This window comes from Porphyromonas sp. COT-108 OH1349 (assembly GCF_000768755.1).
In the GTDB taxonomy this organism is placed as follows: Bacteria; Bacteroidota; Bacteroidia; order Bacteroidales; family Porphyromonadaceae; genus Porphyromonas_A; species Porphyromonas_A canoris.
This window is the reverse complement of the sequence record NZ_JRAH01000022.1, coordinates 119,612-135,961: the sequence shown is the minus strand read 5'-3', so window position 1 is coordinate 135,961 and position 16,350 is coordinate 119,612. Positions and strand designations below refer to the sequence as shown.

Annotated in this window: 12 protein-coding genes; 11 read left to right on the top strand and 1 reads right to left on the bottom strand. The window is 45.5% G+C overall.

The genetic code is table 11. From position 1 onward, the window contains the following. Positions 1-36: 36 nt before the first annotated feature. From JT26_RS06280 to JT26_RS06265, 4 genes are read left to right on the top strand one after another with little or no spacing between them, the layout of a single operon-like run. Entirely contained in the window at positions 37-3,129 is a 3,093-nt protein-coding gene (locus tag JT26_RS06280; protein ID WP_036847692.1) for a glycoside hydrolase family 2 TIM barrel-domain containing protein, read from the top strand. Positions 3,130-3,157: 28 nt separating this feature from the next. Next, entirely contained in the window at positions 3,158-3,598 is a 441-nt protein-coding gene (locus JT26_RS06275) for a hypothetical protein (RefSeq protein ID WP_036847689.1), read from the top strand. 16 nt (positions 3,599-3,614) lie between these two features. Beyond that, a complete protein-coding gene (locus JT26_RS06270; RefSeq protein ID WP_036847686.1) occupies positions 3,615-4,412 on the top strand; it encodes a metal ABC transporter permease in 798 nt (265 codons plus the stop codon). Beyond that, positions 4,366-5,202 (top strand): hypothetical protein, encoded by an 837-nt coding sequence (locus JT26_RS06265; RefSeq protein ID WP_152567003.1) that lies wholly within the window; start codon positions 4,366-4,368, stop codon positions 5,200-5,202. The genes JT26_RS06270 and JT26_RS06265 overlap by 47 nt, the downstream gene beginning before the upstream one ends. Positions 5,203-5,258: 56 nt before the next feature. Here the strand turns inward: JT26_RS06265 and JT26_RS06260 are convergent, their stop codons facing one another. Further along, positions 5,259-6,449, bottom strand: coding sequence for a pyridoxal phosphate-dependent aminotransferase family protein (locus tag JT26_RS06260; RefSeq protein WP_036788325.1), 1,191 nt, complete (start codon positions 6,447-6,449; stop codon positions 5,259-5,261). A gap of 380 nt (positions 6,450-6,829) precedes the next feature. Between JT26_RS06260 and JT26_RS06255 the strand changes: the two genes are divergently transcribed. The 7 genes from JT26_RS06255 (at position 6,830) to recN (ending at position 16,336) form a co-directional block, all read left to right on the top strand. Then, complete coding sequence (locus tag JT26_RS06255) at positions 6,830-7,927, top strand: TlpA disulfide reductase family protein (RefSeq protein ID WP_036788322.1); 1,098 nt, start codon at positions 6,830-6,832, stop codon at positions 7,925-7,927. 1,109 nt (positions 7,928-9,036) lie between these two features. Further along, complete coding sequence (locus JT26_RS06245; RefSeq protein WP_036788315.1) at positions 9,037-10,329, top strand: ATP-binding protein; 1,293 nt, start codon at positions 9,037-9,039, stop codon at positions 10,327-10,329. A gap of 283 nt (positions 10,330-10,612) precedes the next feature. Next, complete coding sequence (gene dnaN / locus JT26_RS06240) at positions 10,613-11,743, top strand: DNA polymerase III subunit beta (protein WP_036788311.1); 1,131 nt, start codon at positions 10,613-10,615, stop codon at positions 11,741-11,743. 85 nt (positions 11,744-11,828) lie between these two features. Then, on the top strand, positions 11,829-12,602 hold the full coding sequence (locus tag JT26_RS06235) for a 3'-5' exonuclease (RefSeq protein WP_036788308.1): 774 nt from the start codon (positions 11,829-11,831) through the stop codon (positions 12,600-12,602). Between the two features lie 3 nt (positions 12,603-12,605). Next, complete coding sequence (gene coaBC, locus JT26_RS06230; protein ID WP_036847679.1) at positions 12,606-13,802, top strand: bifunctional phosphopantothenoylcysteine decarboxylase/phosphopantothenate--cysteine ligase CoaBC; 1,197 nt, start codon at positions 12,606-12,608, stop codon at positions 13,800-13,802. Next, positions 13,802-14,650 (top strand): DUF4835 family protein, encoded by an 849-nt coding sequence (locus tag JT26_RS06225; RefSeq protein WP_036847675.1) that lies wholly within the window; start codon positions 13,802-13,804, stop codon positions 14,648-14,650. Before coaBC ends, JT26_RS06225 begins: the two co-directional genes overlap by 1 nt. A 9-nt stretch (positions 14,651-14,659) precedes the next feature. Next, positions 14,660-16,336 (top strand): DNA repair protein RecN, encoded by a 1,677-nt coding sequence (gene recN / locus JT26_RS06220; protein WP_036847673.1) that lies wholly within the window; start codon positions 14,660-14,662, stop codon positions 16,334-16,336. Positions 16,337-16,350: the final 14 nt, after the last annotated feature.

Below are 16,350 nucleotides of genomic sequence, written 5' to 3'. Positions count from 1 at the left end.
GTTCTATTGCACCGAATAATGTAACTTTGTAATACTATGAAACGATGTTCTACTATGTATATCCTTATGGCGCTCATCATGGCTCTGCCTTTGCTGGGTAGTGTAGCCGTTGCGCAAGAATCAACCGACAAGAATCTGCCCGAATGGCAGGCGAATTTTAAGACCGGAGAAGGAGGTGTTAAACCTCATGCCGGACTGCTGCCATTTGCTACGGCAGAGCAGATAAAGAGATATGATCGTGAGGCTTCGCCCTTGTTCATGAGCCTGAACGGCAAGTGGCATTTCTCTTGGGTGCGTAACCCGGAGAAAGCACCGAGAGAATTTTATAAGGAGGATTATGATGTCTCCAAATGGGATCTTATCAATGTCCCGGGCAACTGGGAGAGACAGGGCTATGGGCTTCCCATTTATGTGAACGAGACATACGAGTTCGACTCTCCGCTCTTCTCATTCAAGAAGAATCCGCCCTATGTCCCGACTGAGGCAAACGAGGTGGGCTCTTATCGTCGCTCTTTTTCCGTTCCGTCTGCATGGAAAGACCGGAGAGTACTGTTGAGGCTCGAAGGTGTATCCTCTTTCTACTACCTCTGGGTCAATGGAAAGAAGTTGGGATATGCGATGGACTCGAAGACTGCCACCGAATGGGATCTTACCGAGTATGTTCGCATTGGAGATGATAAGAGCAATACCATAGCGATAGAGGTGTACAGATGGAGCACCGGTTCTTATCTGGAGTGTCAGGATATGTGGCGTATCAGCGGGATAGAGCGTGATGTTTTTCTCTATTCCACGCCTAAAAGCTACATCAAAGACCTCTCTCTGAATGCTTCATTGGACAAAGAGCAGTACAAGAACGGTATCCTTGATGTGAGTGCCGAGCTGTTCAATAACAACAGAAGTGCTCTCGAACTCTCTTATATGCTTCTTGATGATAGTGGGGCTACGGTCGCTTCTTCTTCCGCGAGTATAAAGGGCAAAGGAGCTAAGGCTGTACAGTTCCCGCAGGTCGTACTTCCGGATGTGAAAGCATGGAGTGCGGAGCATCCCAATCTCTATACACTCCGTTTAGAACTCAAGGATAAGAAAGGTACTCCGATCTATCAGACAGGAATGGAGATAGGTTTCCGTTCCGTAGAGGTTGCCGATGGACTGCTGAAAGTAAACGGAAAGCCGATACTTATAAAGGGGGTCAATCGTCATGAGCACTCGCAACGCGGTCGCACAATATCTCGTGAAGAGATGCTTCAGGATATACTCCTTATGAAAGAGCATAACATCAATACGGTAAGAAACTCGCACTATCCTACCGATCTTTACTGGTATCATCTTTGCAATCAGTACGGACTGTATGTGATAGATGAAGCGAACATCGAAAGCCATGGTATGGGCTACGGAAAAGAGTCGCTCGCTAAGGATGAACGCTGGATGGCTCACCACATGGCGCGGACCGAGAGAATGTATCACAGAACCAAGAATACTCCATCGGTTATCATCTGGTCGCTCGGTAATGAAGCAGGAAACGGGGTGAACTTTGAAGCAACATACAACTGGCTCAAGAAGCAAGATACTTCTCGTCCGGTACAGTACGAAAGATCCGAAGAGGCGTACAACACAGACATATACTGCCGAATGTATCGCTCACCGGAGCATATCGAGGAGTATGTAACAAGGGAAGACATCTACCGTCCATTCATTTTGTGTGAGTACGCTCACGCTATGGGTAACAGCTTGGGTGGCTTCAGAACTTACTGGGATGTCATTGAGAAGTATCCGAAAGCACAAGGAGGTTGCGTGTGGGACTGGGTGGATCAGTCGTTCAGAGAGGTCGATCCGAAGAGCGGTAAGAGTTACTGGACATACGGTGGCGACTATGGCCCGAAGAATGTTCCCAGCTTCGGAAACTTCTGTACCAACGGATTGGTTGCCGCAGACCGTACTCCTCACCCTCATTTGGCAGAAGTACAGAAGGTGTATCAGAATATAAAGAGCAGTCTGCTCTCTGCTTCTCCGAAAGAAGTCCGCTTGGAGGTACGCAACTGGTACGCTTTCACCAATACGAATGCCTTTCACGCCGAGTGGAATGTGCTCGATAGCGAAGGAAATATGCTTGTTCATGGCAAAGAGAATCTGGATCTCGCTCCCGATTCAAAAGGCGAAATGCGTATCGCTTTCGATAAAGAACTCGAAGGTGTAGGTGAAAGATTTTTCTACATAGAGTGGTGTGCTCCGGACGGAAAGAGGGTTGCTTACGATCAGTTTGCACTTCCTATTGCTCCGGCAAAGCCCTCTGTTCGCACTTTTGGTAAGGAGAAAGTGGAGTATCGTATAGATAAAACAACCGGTGCAATCTCTTCCTTGACATTGGATGGCGAGGAAATGCTGACCTCACCGATAGCCATATCGCTCTGGAGACCGCCTACGGATAACGACATTAGAGATGCTCATGGCAACCGTGCATGGCAATCTTCCGGAATAGATAGCCTGCAACAAAAGGTGGTTTCCGTTGTGGCACAGAAAGACGGATCTACCATAGTGAATCTGGAACTACTGGGCAGAAGCGGTCAGAAACTCGGTTTTGCAGAACAAAAGATCAGTAAGGGTGCTCAAGGAGAGGTGAAAATATCCATCGTTTGGAAGCCTAACCAAGAAGTGTTGAAGGCTGTGGCTCGTTTGGGACTCGCCTTTACGATGTCCAAGGAGTTCCGCAACGTGAAATATTTGGGACGTGCTCCGTACGAAACATACGTGGATAGAGCAGATGCCGGCATCGTTCGGATAGATTCTCGAAGCGTCGATGAGATGTTCCACAACTATGTGCGTCCGCAAGCTACGGGTAACAGAACAGGTACTCGCTGGATGGAGATTACAGACGGAAGAGGTAAGGGGTTGTATGTAAAAGCACTCGGTGAGGAGCTGTTCCAGTTCAGTGCTTATCCGTACAGCGACAGCTCTATCCGTAAAGCCACTCACCAACATCATCTGCCCGATGGAGAGGATGTAACAGTACACTTGGATCATCGCCAAATGGGTATAGGTACTGCAACATGCGGACCCGGTGTGAGAAAAGAGTTCTTAGTGCCGGTGGAAGAGACCGCTTTCGGCTTCGTCATACGTCCGTATAGAAAATAACAGGAAAAGACTCTGTAATCTACTGTATATGGAAACATGGATCATACTTTCAGGTATAGCGGTGATTACGGCTGTTCTGGTAGGAATACTGCTCAGGAGTAAACCTCTATCCGAAGAGGAACGGCAACAGGAACAAAAGGAACACCCGGAAGGCTGTTGCGGTATGCACCTGACGTGCATTAAGGATAGCCTTCACTCCGGAGTGAGTACCAAGATAGAGTATTACGATGATGAAGAGCTGGATAGATATGCCGGAATGGATCCGGCACTCTATACAGCGGAAGATGAAGATAGTTTCCGGGATGTCCTTTACACGCTCAAGCAAGAAGATGTTCCCGGATGGGCGAGGAGCATTCAGCTTAGAAACATTCCGTTCCCCGCTGTTATCAAGGACGAACTATTCTTGATCGTGAACGAAATGAGAGACTATTCCGCTCTTGAAAACAGCTATACCCATCCCTCTGCCTGAGCATAACCGATAGCGTATGACCGATATTCTGCTGCATACGATAGCTGTGGCACTGCTGATCTCCGTACTCACGGGGATTATCGGCTCCTTTATGGTGGTTCGTAGAATGGTATTTGTCGGTGGAGGCATTACGCATGCCTCTTTCGGCGGACTTGGTCTGGGCTTCTTTTTAGGCGTAAATCCGATATATACGGCTGCTCTTTTTGCATTGGGCAGTGGCTTTTTGGTGGAGGGCTTAAGCAGTAAAGGGAGAGTGAGAGAAGACTCTGCTATTGCTGCTGTCTGGTCTTTAGGTATGGCGGTGGGTATTCTTTTCAGTCATTTTACACCCGGATATGCTCCCAATCTTTCCGCTTACCTTTTCGGAAATATCCTGTTGGTCTCAAAAGCCGATTTCTGGATGTTGATCGGCTTTCTTGCTATCCTGATACCTTTGGTGCTCTACTATTATAAGACGTTGCTCTTTATCATGTTCGACTCTGAGTACGCTTCCACACGTGCAAAAGGTGTTGGTGTCGTGCGTTTTGCTATGATAGGATTTCTTTCCATAGGGATTGTCCTTACGATAAGAACAATGGGAGTGATGATGTTGATGAGTATGCTTACCATTCCGCAGATGATTGCCTCTTTGTATGCTCATGATCTGAAGAAAATCATACTGCTTTCCATCTCCATCTCCATGCTGGCAGCGCTGGTCGGATTAGCCGGCAGTTATTTCTTGAATCTGCCTACGGGGGCTACCATTATAGTTCTTCTTTGTATCTCTTATGGCTTCACTTGGCTGGCAAAATGGGCAACACAGAAGGTGCGTTAGGGTTCTTCTCTTCTTTATTCTGCTTCTAACTCTTTCCGGATGCCGTATTTGGAACAAAGGGAAGGAGTACAACGCAAGAGTGAAAAGCTCCGAAAGGTTTGAGGAGCTGCTGCAAGAGCATGAGAGAAACCTGTTTTTGATCCCGTCTCATCAGTTGATTTACCCTCTTTCAGAAGAGATAGATAGAGAAGCACTCTCTTCAAAGCTGCGCCGGGAGTATGATTTGTACACCGGCAGAAGCTATTCGGCTCTCGTGGCCAACGCTCAAAATGCGTTGGATAGTGCGGATTACAACCGGGCTTCAATGCTTCTTCAACAACTTGTCAGAAGCGACTCTTTCCCCTCTCTAAAGTGGAGAGCCTCGCTCATAGGCTGGGATGTTGCCAACAGGACAGGCGATCGTACCACAGAAAAGTACTTCTTGAAAAAGCTCTCTTTCATTCCCTTTTCGTGGGAGATCAGAGCAATTGCCGGGTACCAACAGCATGGGAAAAAGAAGCGACTGTGTCCGCCTTATGTCTCAGACCGGTCAGAGGAGTCTCGTGCTTACTTTTATATCGAACAGTTAGCCAAATCGGAGAACGACTCAATTACTTTTTTGTCTCTTTGGAGAAAGGATTTTCGAGAGACGGAGCCGGCTCTTGCCGGAAAGAAGAGAGATCTATTTGGTGCTGTGTCTTTGTTTTCTCTATCTGCCGTAAGGGATCGGGAGAAAGAGATAGAGAAGTTCCGCTCCGTCTGGGGAGAGATCTTTGAAGAGGACAATTGGTTTAGACAGTACAAGCGATAGCTCCTATCACAGTGATAAAACAGAAGAAGCTCGATGACGATCGAGCTTCTTCTGTTTTATTGTTCTATGACACCATATTTTATGAACACCTCTTGGAGCTGGTCTAAAGCGAAATCCAGCTGCTCGTCGGTATGGGATGCCATGAGCGAGAAGCGTATTAACGTATCTCCCGATGCTACGGCAGGAGCAACAACCGGATTGACAAACAACCCTCTCTCAAACAGCTCTTTGGTAATCATGAATGTCTTTTCATTGTTTCTGACAAAGAGTGGAATGATAGGTGTAGAGGTTGCGCCGATCTCGAAATTGCGTTCCTTGAAACCTCTAAGCGCTTTGTGCGTAAGCCTCCAAAGGTTATCTATATAGTATGGTTCTGTCTTCATGATCTCCAGAGCAGCACGAGCAGCTGCGGTGGCAGCAGGTGTACAGCTTGCGCTGAAGATATAAGAACGGGCATGATGTTTAAGATAATTTATGGTGTCCTTGTCTCCGGCGATGAAGCCACCGAGGGATGCAAAAGACTTGGAGAATGTTCCCATGATGAGATCGACGTCATCGACCACTCCGAAATGATCGCATGTTCCTCGTCCCATATCGCCCATCACTCCGATGCCATGCGCTTCGTCCACCATGACGGCAGCGTTGTACTTCTTTGCCAACTGGGTTATCTCCGGAAGAGGAGCAAGGTCTCCTTCCATGCTGAATACGCCATCCACGACAATTAGCTTTACTCTGTCCGGTTCGCATTTCTGCAACATCTGTTCGAGCGAATCCATATCGTTATGGCGGAATTTCAGCTTTGTCGAGAACGATAAACGGTGTCCTTCTATGATGGATGCGTGGTCTCTCTCATCCCAGAGAATGTAATCTTCCCGACCGGTAACGCATGAGACCGCTCCGACATTTGCTTGGAATCCGGTAGAGTAGAGCTGTACGGCTTCTTTTCCAAGGAAGTCTGCCAACTCATCTTCCAGTTCGAGGTGTATATCGAGTGTACCATTCAAGAATCTTGATCCTGCACAGCCCGTACCATATTTCTTGGTTGCCTGTTCGGCTGCTTCTTTTACTTTGGGATGATTGGTGAGTCCGAGATAGGAGTTCGATCCGAACATCAACACTTTCTTCCCGTTTATGATCACTTCATTACCCTGTTCACTCTGAATAGTTCGGAAGTATGGATATATGCCGGCAGCTATTGCTTTCTTGTCGGCATCAAACTTTCTGAGTTTGTTTTGTAGGAGTTGCATTCTTATCTGCTTCGTTTTAGAGAGATCGGACTGCCGCTGTCCTGCAGTCGTAAACAGACCTCCAAGTATCTTTATTGGGCAAAGATATAAATAATTGAACAAAAAACAGGAAAGTGTGCAATGTGTAAATGTTGAAAAGATACTATCTCATTGAGACAGAAGAGCCGTTTGCATTTGCAGAAAAGGGTGTGAGGATTGCACTTTGAGAGATACTCTTGTTTTCCTCTCTTGTATAAAATTCTCCAAAATATCACTGTCGGCACAAAAGTTTTTCTCTAAATATGAGCTAACCGACTAAATATTTGTACCTTTGCTCCATCTTTGGATGTTCTTTCAGAGACTTTAAGACAAGAAGATTATCACAAACATTTATTTTTATTATGAAGAAGTTTATTTTCGGTGTTATGAGTGCAGCGCTGTTGCTCACTGCTTGTAACACTTCAAAAAACGAGGCACTTATTTCCGGTACCGTATCGGATGGTTCTCTTGACGGCAAGTATGCCTACATCTATTCGGAAGACGAAAAAGTGGTGGACTCAGTATTGGTGGAAGCAGGTAAGTTTACTTTTGCTCCTATTACAGCAGACACTATCGCTTATTTGGTGTTCAAGGTAGAAGACATTGCAGGTTCTTTTATCGCTGAGCCGGGTAACCTTACCGTTACAGTAAATCCGGTGGCAGAAGGTACTGCTCCTAAGGTAGACTTTGCCGGTACTCCTCTTGCAGACTCTTGGAGTTCTTTGATCAAGACACGCAGAGTTGCTATCAAGGATCTAAGGGAATACGGCAACACTTTGATGGCAGACTCTACTTTGCAAGAAGAGCAAAAAGATTCTCTCTATGGCGTTAAGGAAGAGGAAGTTATTGCAGGCTTGAAGAAAGAAGCTCTTGCCATCTATGAAGCCAATAAAGAAAATGTTCTTGGTCGTGTATCTTTCGAGTTCGCAAGACCATTCTTGGAAGATGCAGAGTTCGTACAAATGTATGAAGCAGCTTCCGACATGGTAAAGAAGAGCCCAAGACTTCTCAAGGGCTATGAGGCTGTAAAGAACTTTGAAGCCACAAAAGAAGGCGTTAATTACGTAGACTTCACAGCTGCTCAAGAGGATGGAACAGAAGTGTTGTTCTCTTCTTTCATGGACGGCAAGAGCTATCTTCTTGTAGACTTCTGGGCTTCTTGGTGCGGTCCTTGCAAGGCAGCCATGCCACATATCCGCAAAGCCTACGATGCTTATAAAGACAAAGGTCTTCGCGTACTTGGCGTTGCTACTTGGGACAAGTTTGAAGCAAACGAAAAGGCTAAAGAAGAGCACGGTATCGTGTGGGAAAACCTTTTCGACAAAGAGAGTGCAGGTGCTAGTGCTTACGGTGTAAACGGTATTCCTCACCTTATGCTTATCAGCCCTGAAGGGGTGATCCTAAAACGCGGTATCAATCCAAGCGAACTCAGCACGGTTATTGCTGAATACATCAAGTAAGATCTCCTGAAGAGCCTGCCCCGATCTTCGGGAAGGTCTAAAAGGATAAATAAGCTGCGCCTTGTCTGCCATTTTCGGAGCGGATAAGGCGCAGCTTCTTTTTTGTACCAAAACGAGGCTGTTTTTATCACTTTTCAACTGCTTTGACGAGGGCAAAAAAAACAGCATTTTCAGGGAGCTTTTATATAAAAACGGAGCTGTTAATTTTCTCCTCTCAGGTACCTCTTTCGTCTCTCTCTTCTTGAAGATCAAATCAATCAGCCGTTGTAATAGGTTTTTAATCAGGGTTTTACTGAAAATCGCGAATTTGGAAAAAATTTTTTCTCAGTCCATTTCATGGGGCTTTTTCGCGTTAATAGGTGTGAATTTTAACACTCTTTTCTGTAAACGTTTCCTAATAAAGAAATTCTCCTTTTTAGGTGCTTTTTAGGGTGAAAACACATAGCAGTCTGATTATTAGCGCCTTAGTTATTTTAGCTAAACACGTTAATCGAATCCGGTAAACGTGTTTAATGAAATCACTAAACGTGTTCGTTGAAAAATTAAACACGTTAAGCCGAAACAATATGCTCGTTTAGCGTTTTTGCTTAATAGGTATCAGAAATTGTGTTAATAAAACAGCCCTGATTTAACAGTTTGGTCGTGCTCTGAAAATGACCCCTCCGATCAAAATAGAGAGCAAGAAAAAAAGGAGTATTTTTCGGGATGGAATATATAAAAATAGAGCTTCGGAAAAACTCCTTATGAGGGCTTCAAAAGCACCCGATAGGTTCAATAACAAACCTGTCTGTAGAAACACCATATTGACGCTACTAATAGTATCGAAGTAAATATAGCGGGTGGGTTCGATAAACAGTTGTTTGGCAGACGGGCAAAGCTTCCCCGACAGCATTGATCCGAACAACCTCCTCCAAATGAACATAGAGTATTTCAATTTTAGAAAACTTGCATAGAGGGAAGAAGATTATCCCTAGAGAAAAGATAGCGGACAAACCGCAAAAACACCGAATGAAATGCCACAAAAACACCGAATGAAATGCCACAAAAACACCGAATGAATTTGCTGAAAGAAACTCTTTTCGTACATTTGCCTTTATAATATTCAGTATATGGAATACTTTCAAAGAACAGCCGATGCAATGCTTCAAGATCTTCTCGATGCCTTTGGTGCGGTGCTGATAGAAGGTCCGAAATGGTGCGGTAAAACAACCACGGCAGCGCAGTTTGCCAAAAGCATTATCAAAATGCAGGATACTGATATGAGAGAAGAGTATCTTGCTACTGCGACTTCCAAGCCCTCATTATTGCTCAAAGGAGATGTGCCTCGGCTTATAGACGAATGGCAGGATGCTCCGGTTTTATGGGATGCGGTTCGTACTCAAGTCGATGAGCGTGGATTGCCCGGTCAGTTTATCCTCACCGGGTCTAATGCGATAGAAAAAAGCAAAATCCTACACTCCGGCACAGGACGAATAGCTCGTATGAAGATGTTTCCAATGAGTTTATGGGAGTCCGGGGACTCAGCAGGGGAAGTCTCCCTGCGAAATCTATTCAATGATCCGAACTACGATATCGATGGTAAAACATCAAAAATGAGTATAGAAGATCTTATATTCGCCGCTTCTCGGGGAGGTTGGCCTGCCTCTCTTTTTGCCCGCTCACATAAGGCACAGCTGCTTATTGCAAAAAATTATGTACGCACGGTTTGCAGTGAGGATATTTCACGCATAGATGGACGGCAGAGAGATACAAAGACCGCAGATTTCCTGTTACGTTCGTATGCTCGTAATATATCCACTCTCGCAAAGAAAACTACACTTTTGTCTGATATTACGGCTTCCGGAGAAGTCTGTTTGTCCATGGATACGTTCAATGATTATGAAAGAGCCTTGGAGAACCTTTTTGTCATACAGAATATAGACGCATGGAGCCCGGCGATCCGGAGTAAAACCGCTATTAGAAGCTCTCCCAAACGAAGTTTTTGCGATCCGTCAATTGCTGTCGCACTGCTCGGGATGTCTCCGGAGGCGTTGTCGGTTCAGCTAAAAACATTCGGCTTCATATTTGAACAGATGTGTGTACGAGATCTCAGGGCTTACACCATGGATGTAAACAGTCATGTCTCATACTATAATGATCGTTATGGGCTTGAAGCCGATATAGTACTTCATCTTGAGGATGGTAGATATGCGCTTATAGAATGTAAACTTGGAAGCAAAGAAATAGATATGGGAGCTGAGCATCTGCTGGAACTTAAACGACTCATCCGAGAACACAACAAACAAGAGCGGCAGATGCCTATACGAGAACCCGATTTATTGATAATTCTGACCGGAGGACAAATGGCATATACTCGCACAGATGGTGTCAAAGTAATTCCTCTTGGCTGCTTGAGAGATTAGTGGTACACAAGAGTAAAAAATATTCAAACCATACAAGTTCCTCTTTTGTATTGGAGTTAAGGACATCCTCACTTACAATAATTGCCCATCCGACCAATTTATGTATATTTGTTCTTTGAGATCCTTGTACGAAAACAACGTGATGTCTCCTCTGTTTCTGCCTCTTATATCCTTGATTTTGGAAGAGTTGTACGGCAACCGAGGGCAAGAGATCTCCGGGTAAAGACTCCTGAAAACAGACGGGAGGAATGGTCGTGAAGAATTAAACTAAATATCTACATATATGAAATTTAAGGTCTCAAACACAAAGCTTCATGCGCAACTTCAGATACTCAGCCGCCTTATTGCATCACGGAACAGTGTGCCAATCTTAGAAAGCGTTCTGTTTGAAGTGCGTGCCGGAAAGCTCTTTTTGGCTTCTTCCGATGGGGAAAACAGACTTGAAACATGGATGGATCTGGATGAACAAGAGGGAGATGACTTCTCTTTTGCAGTCAAGAGTGCTTTCTTGCTGGAGCCTTTAAGAGAGATACCGGAGCAGATTATCACTTTCGATATCAACGAAGCCGATCTTAATACTGTGGTTTCTTACCTTAACGGACAATTCGTTTACAGGGCAGAGGCGGCAGATCAATATCCTGTGATGGATCCTTTAAGGGAAGATGCTCCGAGCTATGCCGTACCGGCAAAAGTGTTGGACGAGGGAATTGCTTATACGTTATTTGCCACAAGTCAGGACAAAGCACGCCCTATCACAACCGGTATCTGTGTGGATGCCAGAGAGGACAGACTCTCTTTTGTGGGAACGGACGGATTTCTTCTCGCGCTTTACTCCAACAGCGATGTGAAGGTTGCTGCTCCGGTCGAGTTTATTCTCTCGCGAAAGCCTTCGTTGCTTATTCGTCTTCTGTTGCAGAAGCTGGATCCGGAAAGCCTTATCAACATTCATGTGGGAGACAAACATACGATCATGAGCTGCGATGAATTTACTTTGCGTTGCAGTCTGATAGCCGGAAAGTATCCCAACTACCGCAGTGTCTTTCCGAAAGAACAGGCTAACGTGTTGGAAGTGGATCGTCAAAAGACGGTGGCAGCCCTTAGGCGTGTGTCGATGTTTTCGGATAAAACATTGGGAATGGTAGAGCTGGATCTCAAGGCAAATGCACTTAGAATGTGCTGTCGAGACATAGACTACTCCACCTCTGCGGATGAGTATATGGATGTATCCTATTCGGGAGAGGATATGATCATAAGCTTCAAGATCAATCATCTTCTTGACATATTCTCTACATTCGACCTTTCCGATACTCTTCAGTTCAAACTCGGAGACAAGACCGCTCCCGGTCTGGTAATGCCTGCCTCTCTTCCGGAAAATGTAGAGCTGAAAGCGATGGTTATGCCTCTGATGAGGTAATGAACAGAACAATAGAAGCAGATGCGGAGCGCTCTTTCGAGACTGTTCCGTATCTGCTTTTTGATATACTTATACATACTGAGAAATGAAGCTTCAACTTCAAAGACCCTTGGTTTTTTTCGATCTTGAAACTACCGGTACGGATATTACCAAAGACCGAATAGTGGAGATCTCTCTCCACAAGGTCTATCCAAACGGAGACACAGAGACAAAAACCCGACGGATCAACCCCGAAATACCCATTCCGGCAGAAGCGACAGCGGTACACGGCATATCGGATGAGGATGTCAAAGATGAACCCCCATTCAAAAGCATAGCAAAGGATCTGGCTCGTATCTTAGAGAATTGCGACTTTGGCGGATACAACTGCAACAGATTCGATTTACCCATGCTTGTGGAGGAGTTTCTAAGGGCAGAAATTCCCGTGGACTTCTCCGACAGAAAAGTGATAGATGTTCAGGTGATATTCCATAAGAAAGAACAGCGTACTCTTGCTGCGGCTTATGAGTTTTACTGCAATAAAGAGCTGGTGGACGCACACTCTGCAGAGGCAGATACGATAGCTACGTATGAGGTCCTTTTAGGGCAGCTCGACAGATATGATGACCTGCAAGGAGATGTGGATTTCTTGGATGAGTACACCAAGCAACGCCGTGTGGTGGATTACGCAGGGCGTTTGCAGTGGAACGATAAGGATGAAAAAGTGATCGCTTTTGGCAAGTATCGCAATCAGGTTGCTGCCGAAGTGTTGAAAAGAGATCCCGGATATTACGACTGGATATTGTCTTCGGACTTCCCTCGTAACACAAAGTTGGAGTTCATGAAAGTGTATGCCGAAATACACGCACCAAAGAAATAAAAAATGATGCAGGGTAAACATATCGTCATAGGGATAACAGGAAGTATCGCAGCCTATAAAGCCGCCACTCTTGTAAGGCTGTTTGTGAAAGCCGGTGCGGAAGTGCGAGTGATCATGACGCCTGCGGCGAAGGAGTTTATCTCTCCACTTACGCTTGCTACGCTGTCTCAAGCACCGGTCATATCCGAGTTTTTCGACAAGGCAGACGGTCAGTGGCACAGCCATGTGGACTTGGGATTGTGGGCGGATGCTTTTATCATAGCTCCTGCCTCGGCTTCCACCATTGCGAAGTGCTCTTACGGCGTGGCGGACAATATGCTCATCACATCATATCTGTCTACAAGAGCAAAGGTCTATATCGCTCCGGCAATGGATTTGGATATGTTTGCACACCCTACCACTCAGGAAAATCTCCAAAGACTTCAAGAGAGAGGTTGCACCATTATTTCTCCTCAAGAGGGTTTTCTTGCCTCCAAACTTATCGGCAAAGGGCGTATGGAGGAGCCGGAAGAGATCTTCCGCAGGGTGTCGGAATCCCTTTCCGGAGAGAAAAGACTCTTAGGAAAAAGAGTGATAGTAACGTCCGGACCTACTCATGAGAAGATAGACCCGGTACGATTTATCGGTAACTACTCCAGCGGAAAGATGGGAACGGCTCTTGCTCAAGCATTGCATGAAGAGGGAGCAGAGGTGATATTCGTTACCGGTCCTGCGTCTGTGATGCCATCCGATAAAGAGGTGAGTAAGCTGATTAAAGTAACCTCCGCTTTGGAAATGGAGGCTGCGGTGCGTTCTTGTTTCGATGCAGAGACGGATGCTGCCATATTCTGTGCAGCGGTTGCAGATTATAGAGTGGCTTCTCCGGAAGGGGATAAGGTCAAAAGAGAGAAGAAAGAGGTGTGGAACTTGGAACTCATTGCCAATCCGGATATTGCGGCAGGAATCGGAGCCATAAAGCAATCGCATCAAAAGATGATCGGATTTGCCTTGGAGACAGAAGAGGGAACATCATACGCTTTGGATAAGATGAAGCGTAAAAATCTTGATGCCATCATCCTCAACTCTATGGCTCACGAAGGTGCCGGGTTCGGCGTGGATACCAATAAAGTATCGGTCTTGGAAGCAGACGGAAAGCGACACGATCTTCCTCTTATGTCTAAAGCCGATGTGGCAAAAGAAATAGTGCGAATCTTGTTCTGATGAGACTCTCAAGGCTCTTGCTCTTTTTCTCTTTGCTTGTCTCTTTTTCCATCAAAGAGATAGAGGCACAAAGTTCGGCACAGTTCTTTTCCGTGCGTATCGATGTCTCTGCTCTGCCGTCTCACCAAAGACAGGCGATGAGCAGCATGGAAAGAGAGAGCCTTTCTTATCTTAATACAGGGGAGAGGCAGATAGAGGTGCCGATCCCTATGGCTTTGCTGACAATCTATCCCAGGCAAGTTGCTTCTTCTCGTATCGTGGCAGATATAACCATAGACGTGAGGCGTCCGGTGTATCACTCTTCCGCGTACAGCACTCTTTTCAAGTGGTACGATAAAGAGGTCGTTTTTGATTATCAGTCTTCTCGAACACTTATAGCTTATCAGCAAGAACCTACATCCCAACTTGAAGCACTCCTGTCTTTTTACAGAGGGGTCGCTTTGGGACTTTGGCTCTCAAGTTTTGAAGAGAACGGAGGAGTGTCTTACTTAAGACAAGCTACCACTCTTGCCAAGAGTGCTGCCTCTCGTGGAGAGTGGAGCGGATGGGGTGCCAATGCTCTTTCCAAAAGTAGATTTACGTTGGTTGCAGATCTTTCGGAACAGCTATTGACTGTCTGGTATCTTTATCATCGTAAGGGATTGGATCGTCTTATGGAGCATTCGGAGCAGGCAAAAGATGAGATAAGAAAAAGTTTGGAGACTTTTGAGACTTTTCCCGAAAAGGGATCGTGGCTTTGGATATGGGAAGATGCTAAAGTGGATGAGGTGATCCGACTTATGGGTAAAGAGCCTAAAGTTGTGGCTCTCATAAAGAGATTGTTCCCGACAAAAACGCTACATTTGTAGACAAGTATTATGATAACGTCTCTCTACATTAAGAACTTTATTCTCATTAAGGAAACAAGGATTGATTTTACTTCCGGAATGACCTCCATCACAGGGGAAACCGGAGCCGGAAAATCTGTTCTTTTGGGAGCTATCGCCTTGATACTTGGAGGTCGGGCAGATGTTAAGACCATTCGAGAAGGAGAGACAAAAAGTGTTGTCGAAGCAACGTTTGATATTTCATTCCTTTCCGATATCAAGGAGATATTGAATAAGGAAGATTTGGATGCAGAGGACGATACCTGCACTTTCCGTCGAGAGATCTTGGCTTCCGGTAAGAGCAGGGCTTTCATAAATGATACCCCGGTAACCGCTCAACAGATGAGAACTCTCGGAGAGCGATTGATAGATATCCATTCTCAGCACAACAATATGCTGATAGGAGAGTCTTCCTTTCAGATCTCCGTGCTTGATGTTGTCGGGCAAAACAGAGAGATACTTTCTCGTTACAGGGAACAGCTCCAACTCTACAAATCTCTAAAAAAAGCTTTGGAGAGAAGAACGGAAGAGTTGCAAAGGCAAAGTAGCGAACGTGAGTACATAGAGTATCAGTATCGCCAACTTGCCGAGGCTTCCCTTAAACCGCTGGAAGAGGAGCAGATTCAGAGCATACTGTCGCAGGCGCAGCACTCACAGGAAATAACAGAAGCAATAGGAAAGGTTGCATACCTGTCCGATGCAGATGATGTTCCTTCTGCTCTTTCTCAGATAGAGGATGCTGCCAAAGCTATGCAGGGTGTCCTCTCTTATTGGACAGATGCAGAGGGTTACGCCGAGCGATTGGAGAGTGTCAAGATAGAATTAAAGGAGTTGTCCAGAGAGTGTGTCCAAAAGATAGATGCTTTTGGCGCAAATCCTGCTCAGGTTGAAGAGCTGACTCAAAGAATGGATCTCATACAGACACTCCTTCACAAGCATAAGAAAGAGAATACAAAAGAGTTGCTTGAGCTGCAAGAGAGTTACAGGAAGTCTCTTAGTGCGATAGGAAACGGCTCAAGTGAACTTGAAGATATGGCTCAGGCTATGAATGTAGCTTATGCCGAGGTATTGGCTACTGCAAGAGAGCTTCATCTGTCCAGAGTCGAGGCGGCAAAAAGTCTCTCAGAACCTCTTGAAAGAGAACTTAAACAACTTGGTGTTGCAGGAGCATTATTCCGGATAGAGGTGGATTGGGAAGAGGGTAGTCTCTCTGAAAATGGGATGGACAAGGTTCGCTTTCTATTTTCTGCCAATAATCGTTCCGAGCTTCGTCCGATCAATGAAATAGCTTCCGGCGGAGAGATTTCTCGCTTTATGCTTGCTCTGAAAGCCATAATAGCACTACACTCCACTCTGCCTACAATCATCTTCGATGAGATCGATACCGGAGTCAGTGGGCAGATAGCAGAAAGAATGGGCTTAATGATGAAAGAGCTGGGATATCGTGTACAGGTTATTACCATAACGCACTTACCCCAGATTGCAGCACTGGCGCAAGAGCAGCTTCGAGTATTTAAGAGGCAGGATGAACAAGGGGAGTATAATACTCATATAGATCATCTCTCCTACGAAGAGAGAGAAAAAGAGATCGCTTCAATGCTTAGTGGAAGTGTCCTGACGGACGAAGCTATCCATAATGCAAAGGTGCTTCTCAAACAGTATAAATGATAAAACAGATTCGT

Excerpts from the sequence above, each read along its gene's own strand:
- JT26_RS06235 (WP_036788308.1), top strand. The coding sequence starts at position 11,829 with ATGAAGCTTCAACTTCAAAGACCCTTGGTTTTTTTCGATCTTGAAACT.
- JT26_RS06265 (WP_152567003.1), top strand. The coding sequence starts at position 4,366 with ATGGCTTCACTTGGCTGGCAAAATGGGCAACACAGAAGGTGCGTTAGG.
- recN (WP_036847673.1), top strand. The coding sequence starts at position 14,660 with ATGATAACGTCTCTCTACATTAAGAACTTTATTCTCATTAAGGAAACA.
- JT26_RS06225 (WP_036847675.1), top strand. The coding sequence starts at position 13,802 with ATGAGACTCTCAAGGCTCTTGCTCTTTTTCTCTTTGCTTGTCTCTTTT.
- JT26_RS06260 (WP_036788325.1), bottom strand. The coding sequence starts at position 6,449 with ATGCAACTCCTACAAAACAAACTCAGAAAGTTTGATGCCGACAAGAAA.
- dnaN (WP_036788311.1), top strand. The coding sequence starts at position 10,613 with ATGAAATTTAAGGTCTCAAACACAAAGCTTCATGCGCAACTTCAGATA.
- coaBC (WP_036847679.1), top strand. The coding sequence starts at position 12,606 with ATGATGCAGGGTAAACATATCGTCATAGGGATAACAGGAAGTATCGCA.
- JT26_RS06270 (WP_036847686.1), top strand. The coding sequence starts at position 3,615 with ATGACCGATATTCTGCTGCATACGATAGCTGTGGCACTGCTGATCTCC.
- JT26_RS06245 (WP_036788315.1), top strand. The coding sequence starts at position 9,037 with ATGGAATACTTTCAAAGAACAGCCGATGCAATGCTTCAAGATCTTCTC.
- JT26_RS06275 (WP_036847689.1), top strand. The coding sequence starts at position 3,158 with ATGGAAACATGGATCATACTTTCAGGTATAGCGGTGATTACGGCTGTT.
- JT26_RS06255 (WP_036788322.1), top strand. The coding sequence starts at position 6,830 with ATGAAGAAGTTTATTTTCGGTGTTATGAGTGCAGCGCTGTTGCTCACT.
- JT26_RS06280 (WP_036847692.1), top strand. The coding sequence starts at position 37 with ATGAAACGATGTTCTACTATGTATATCCTTATGGCGCTCATCATGGCT.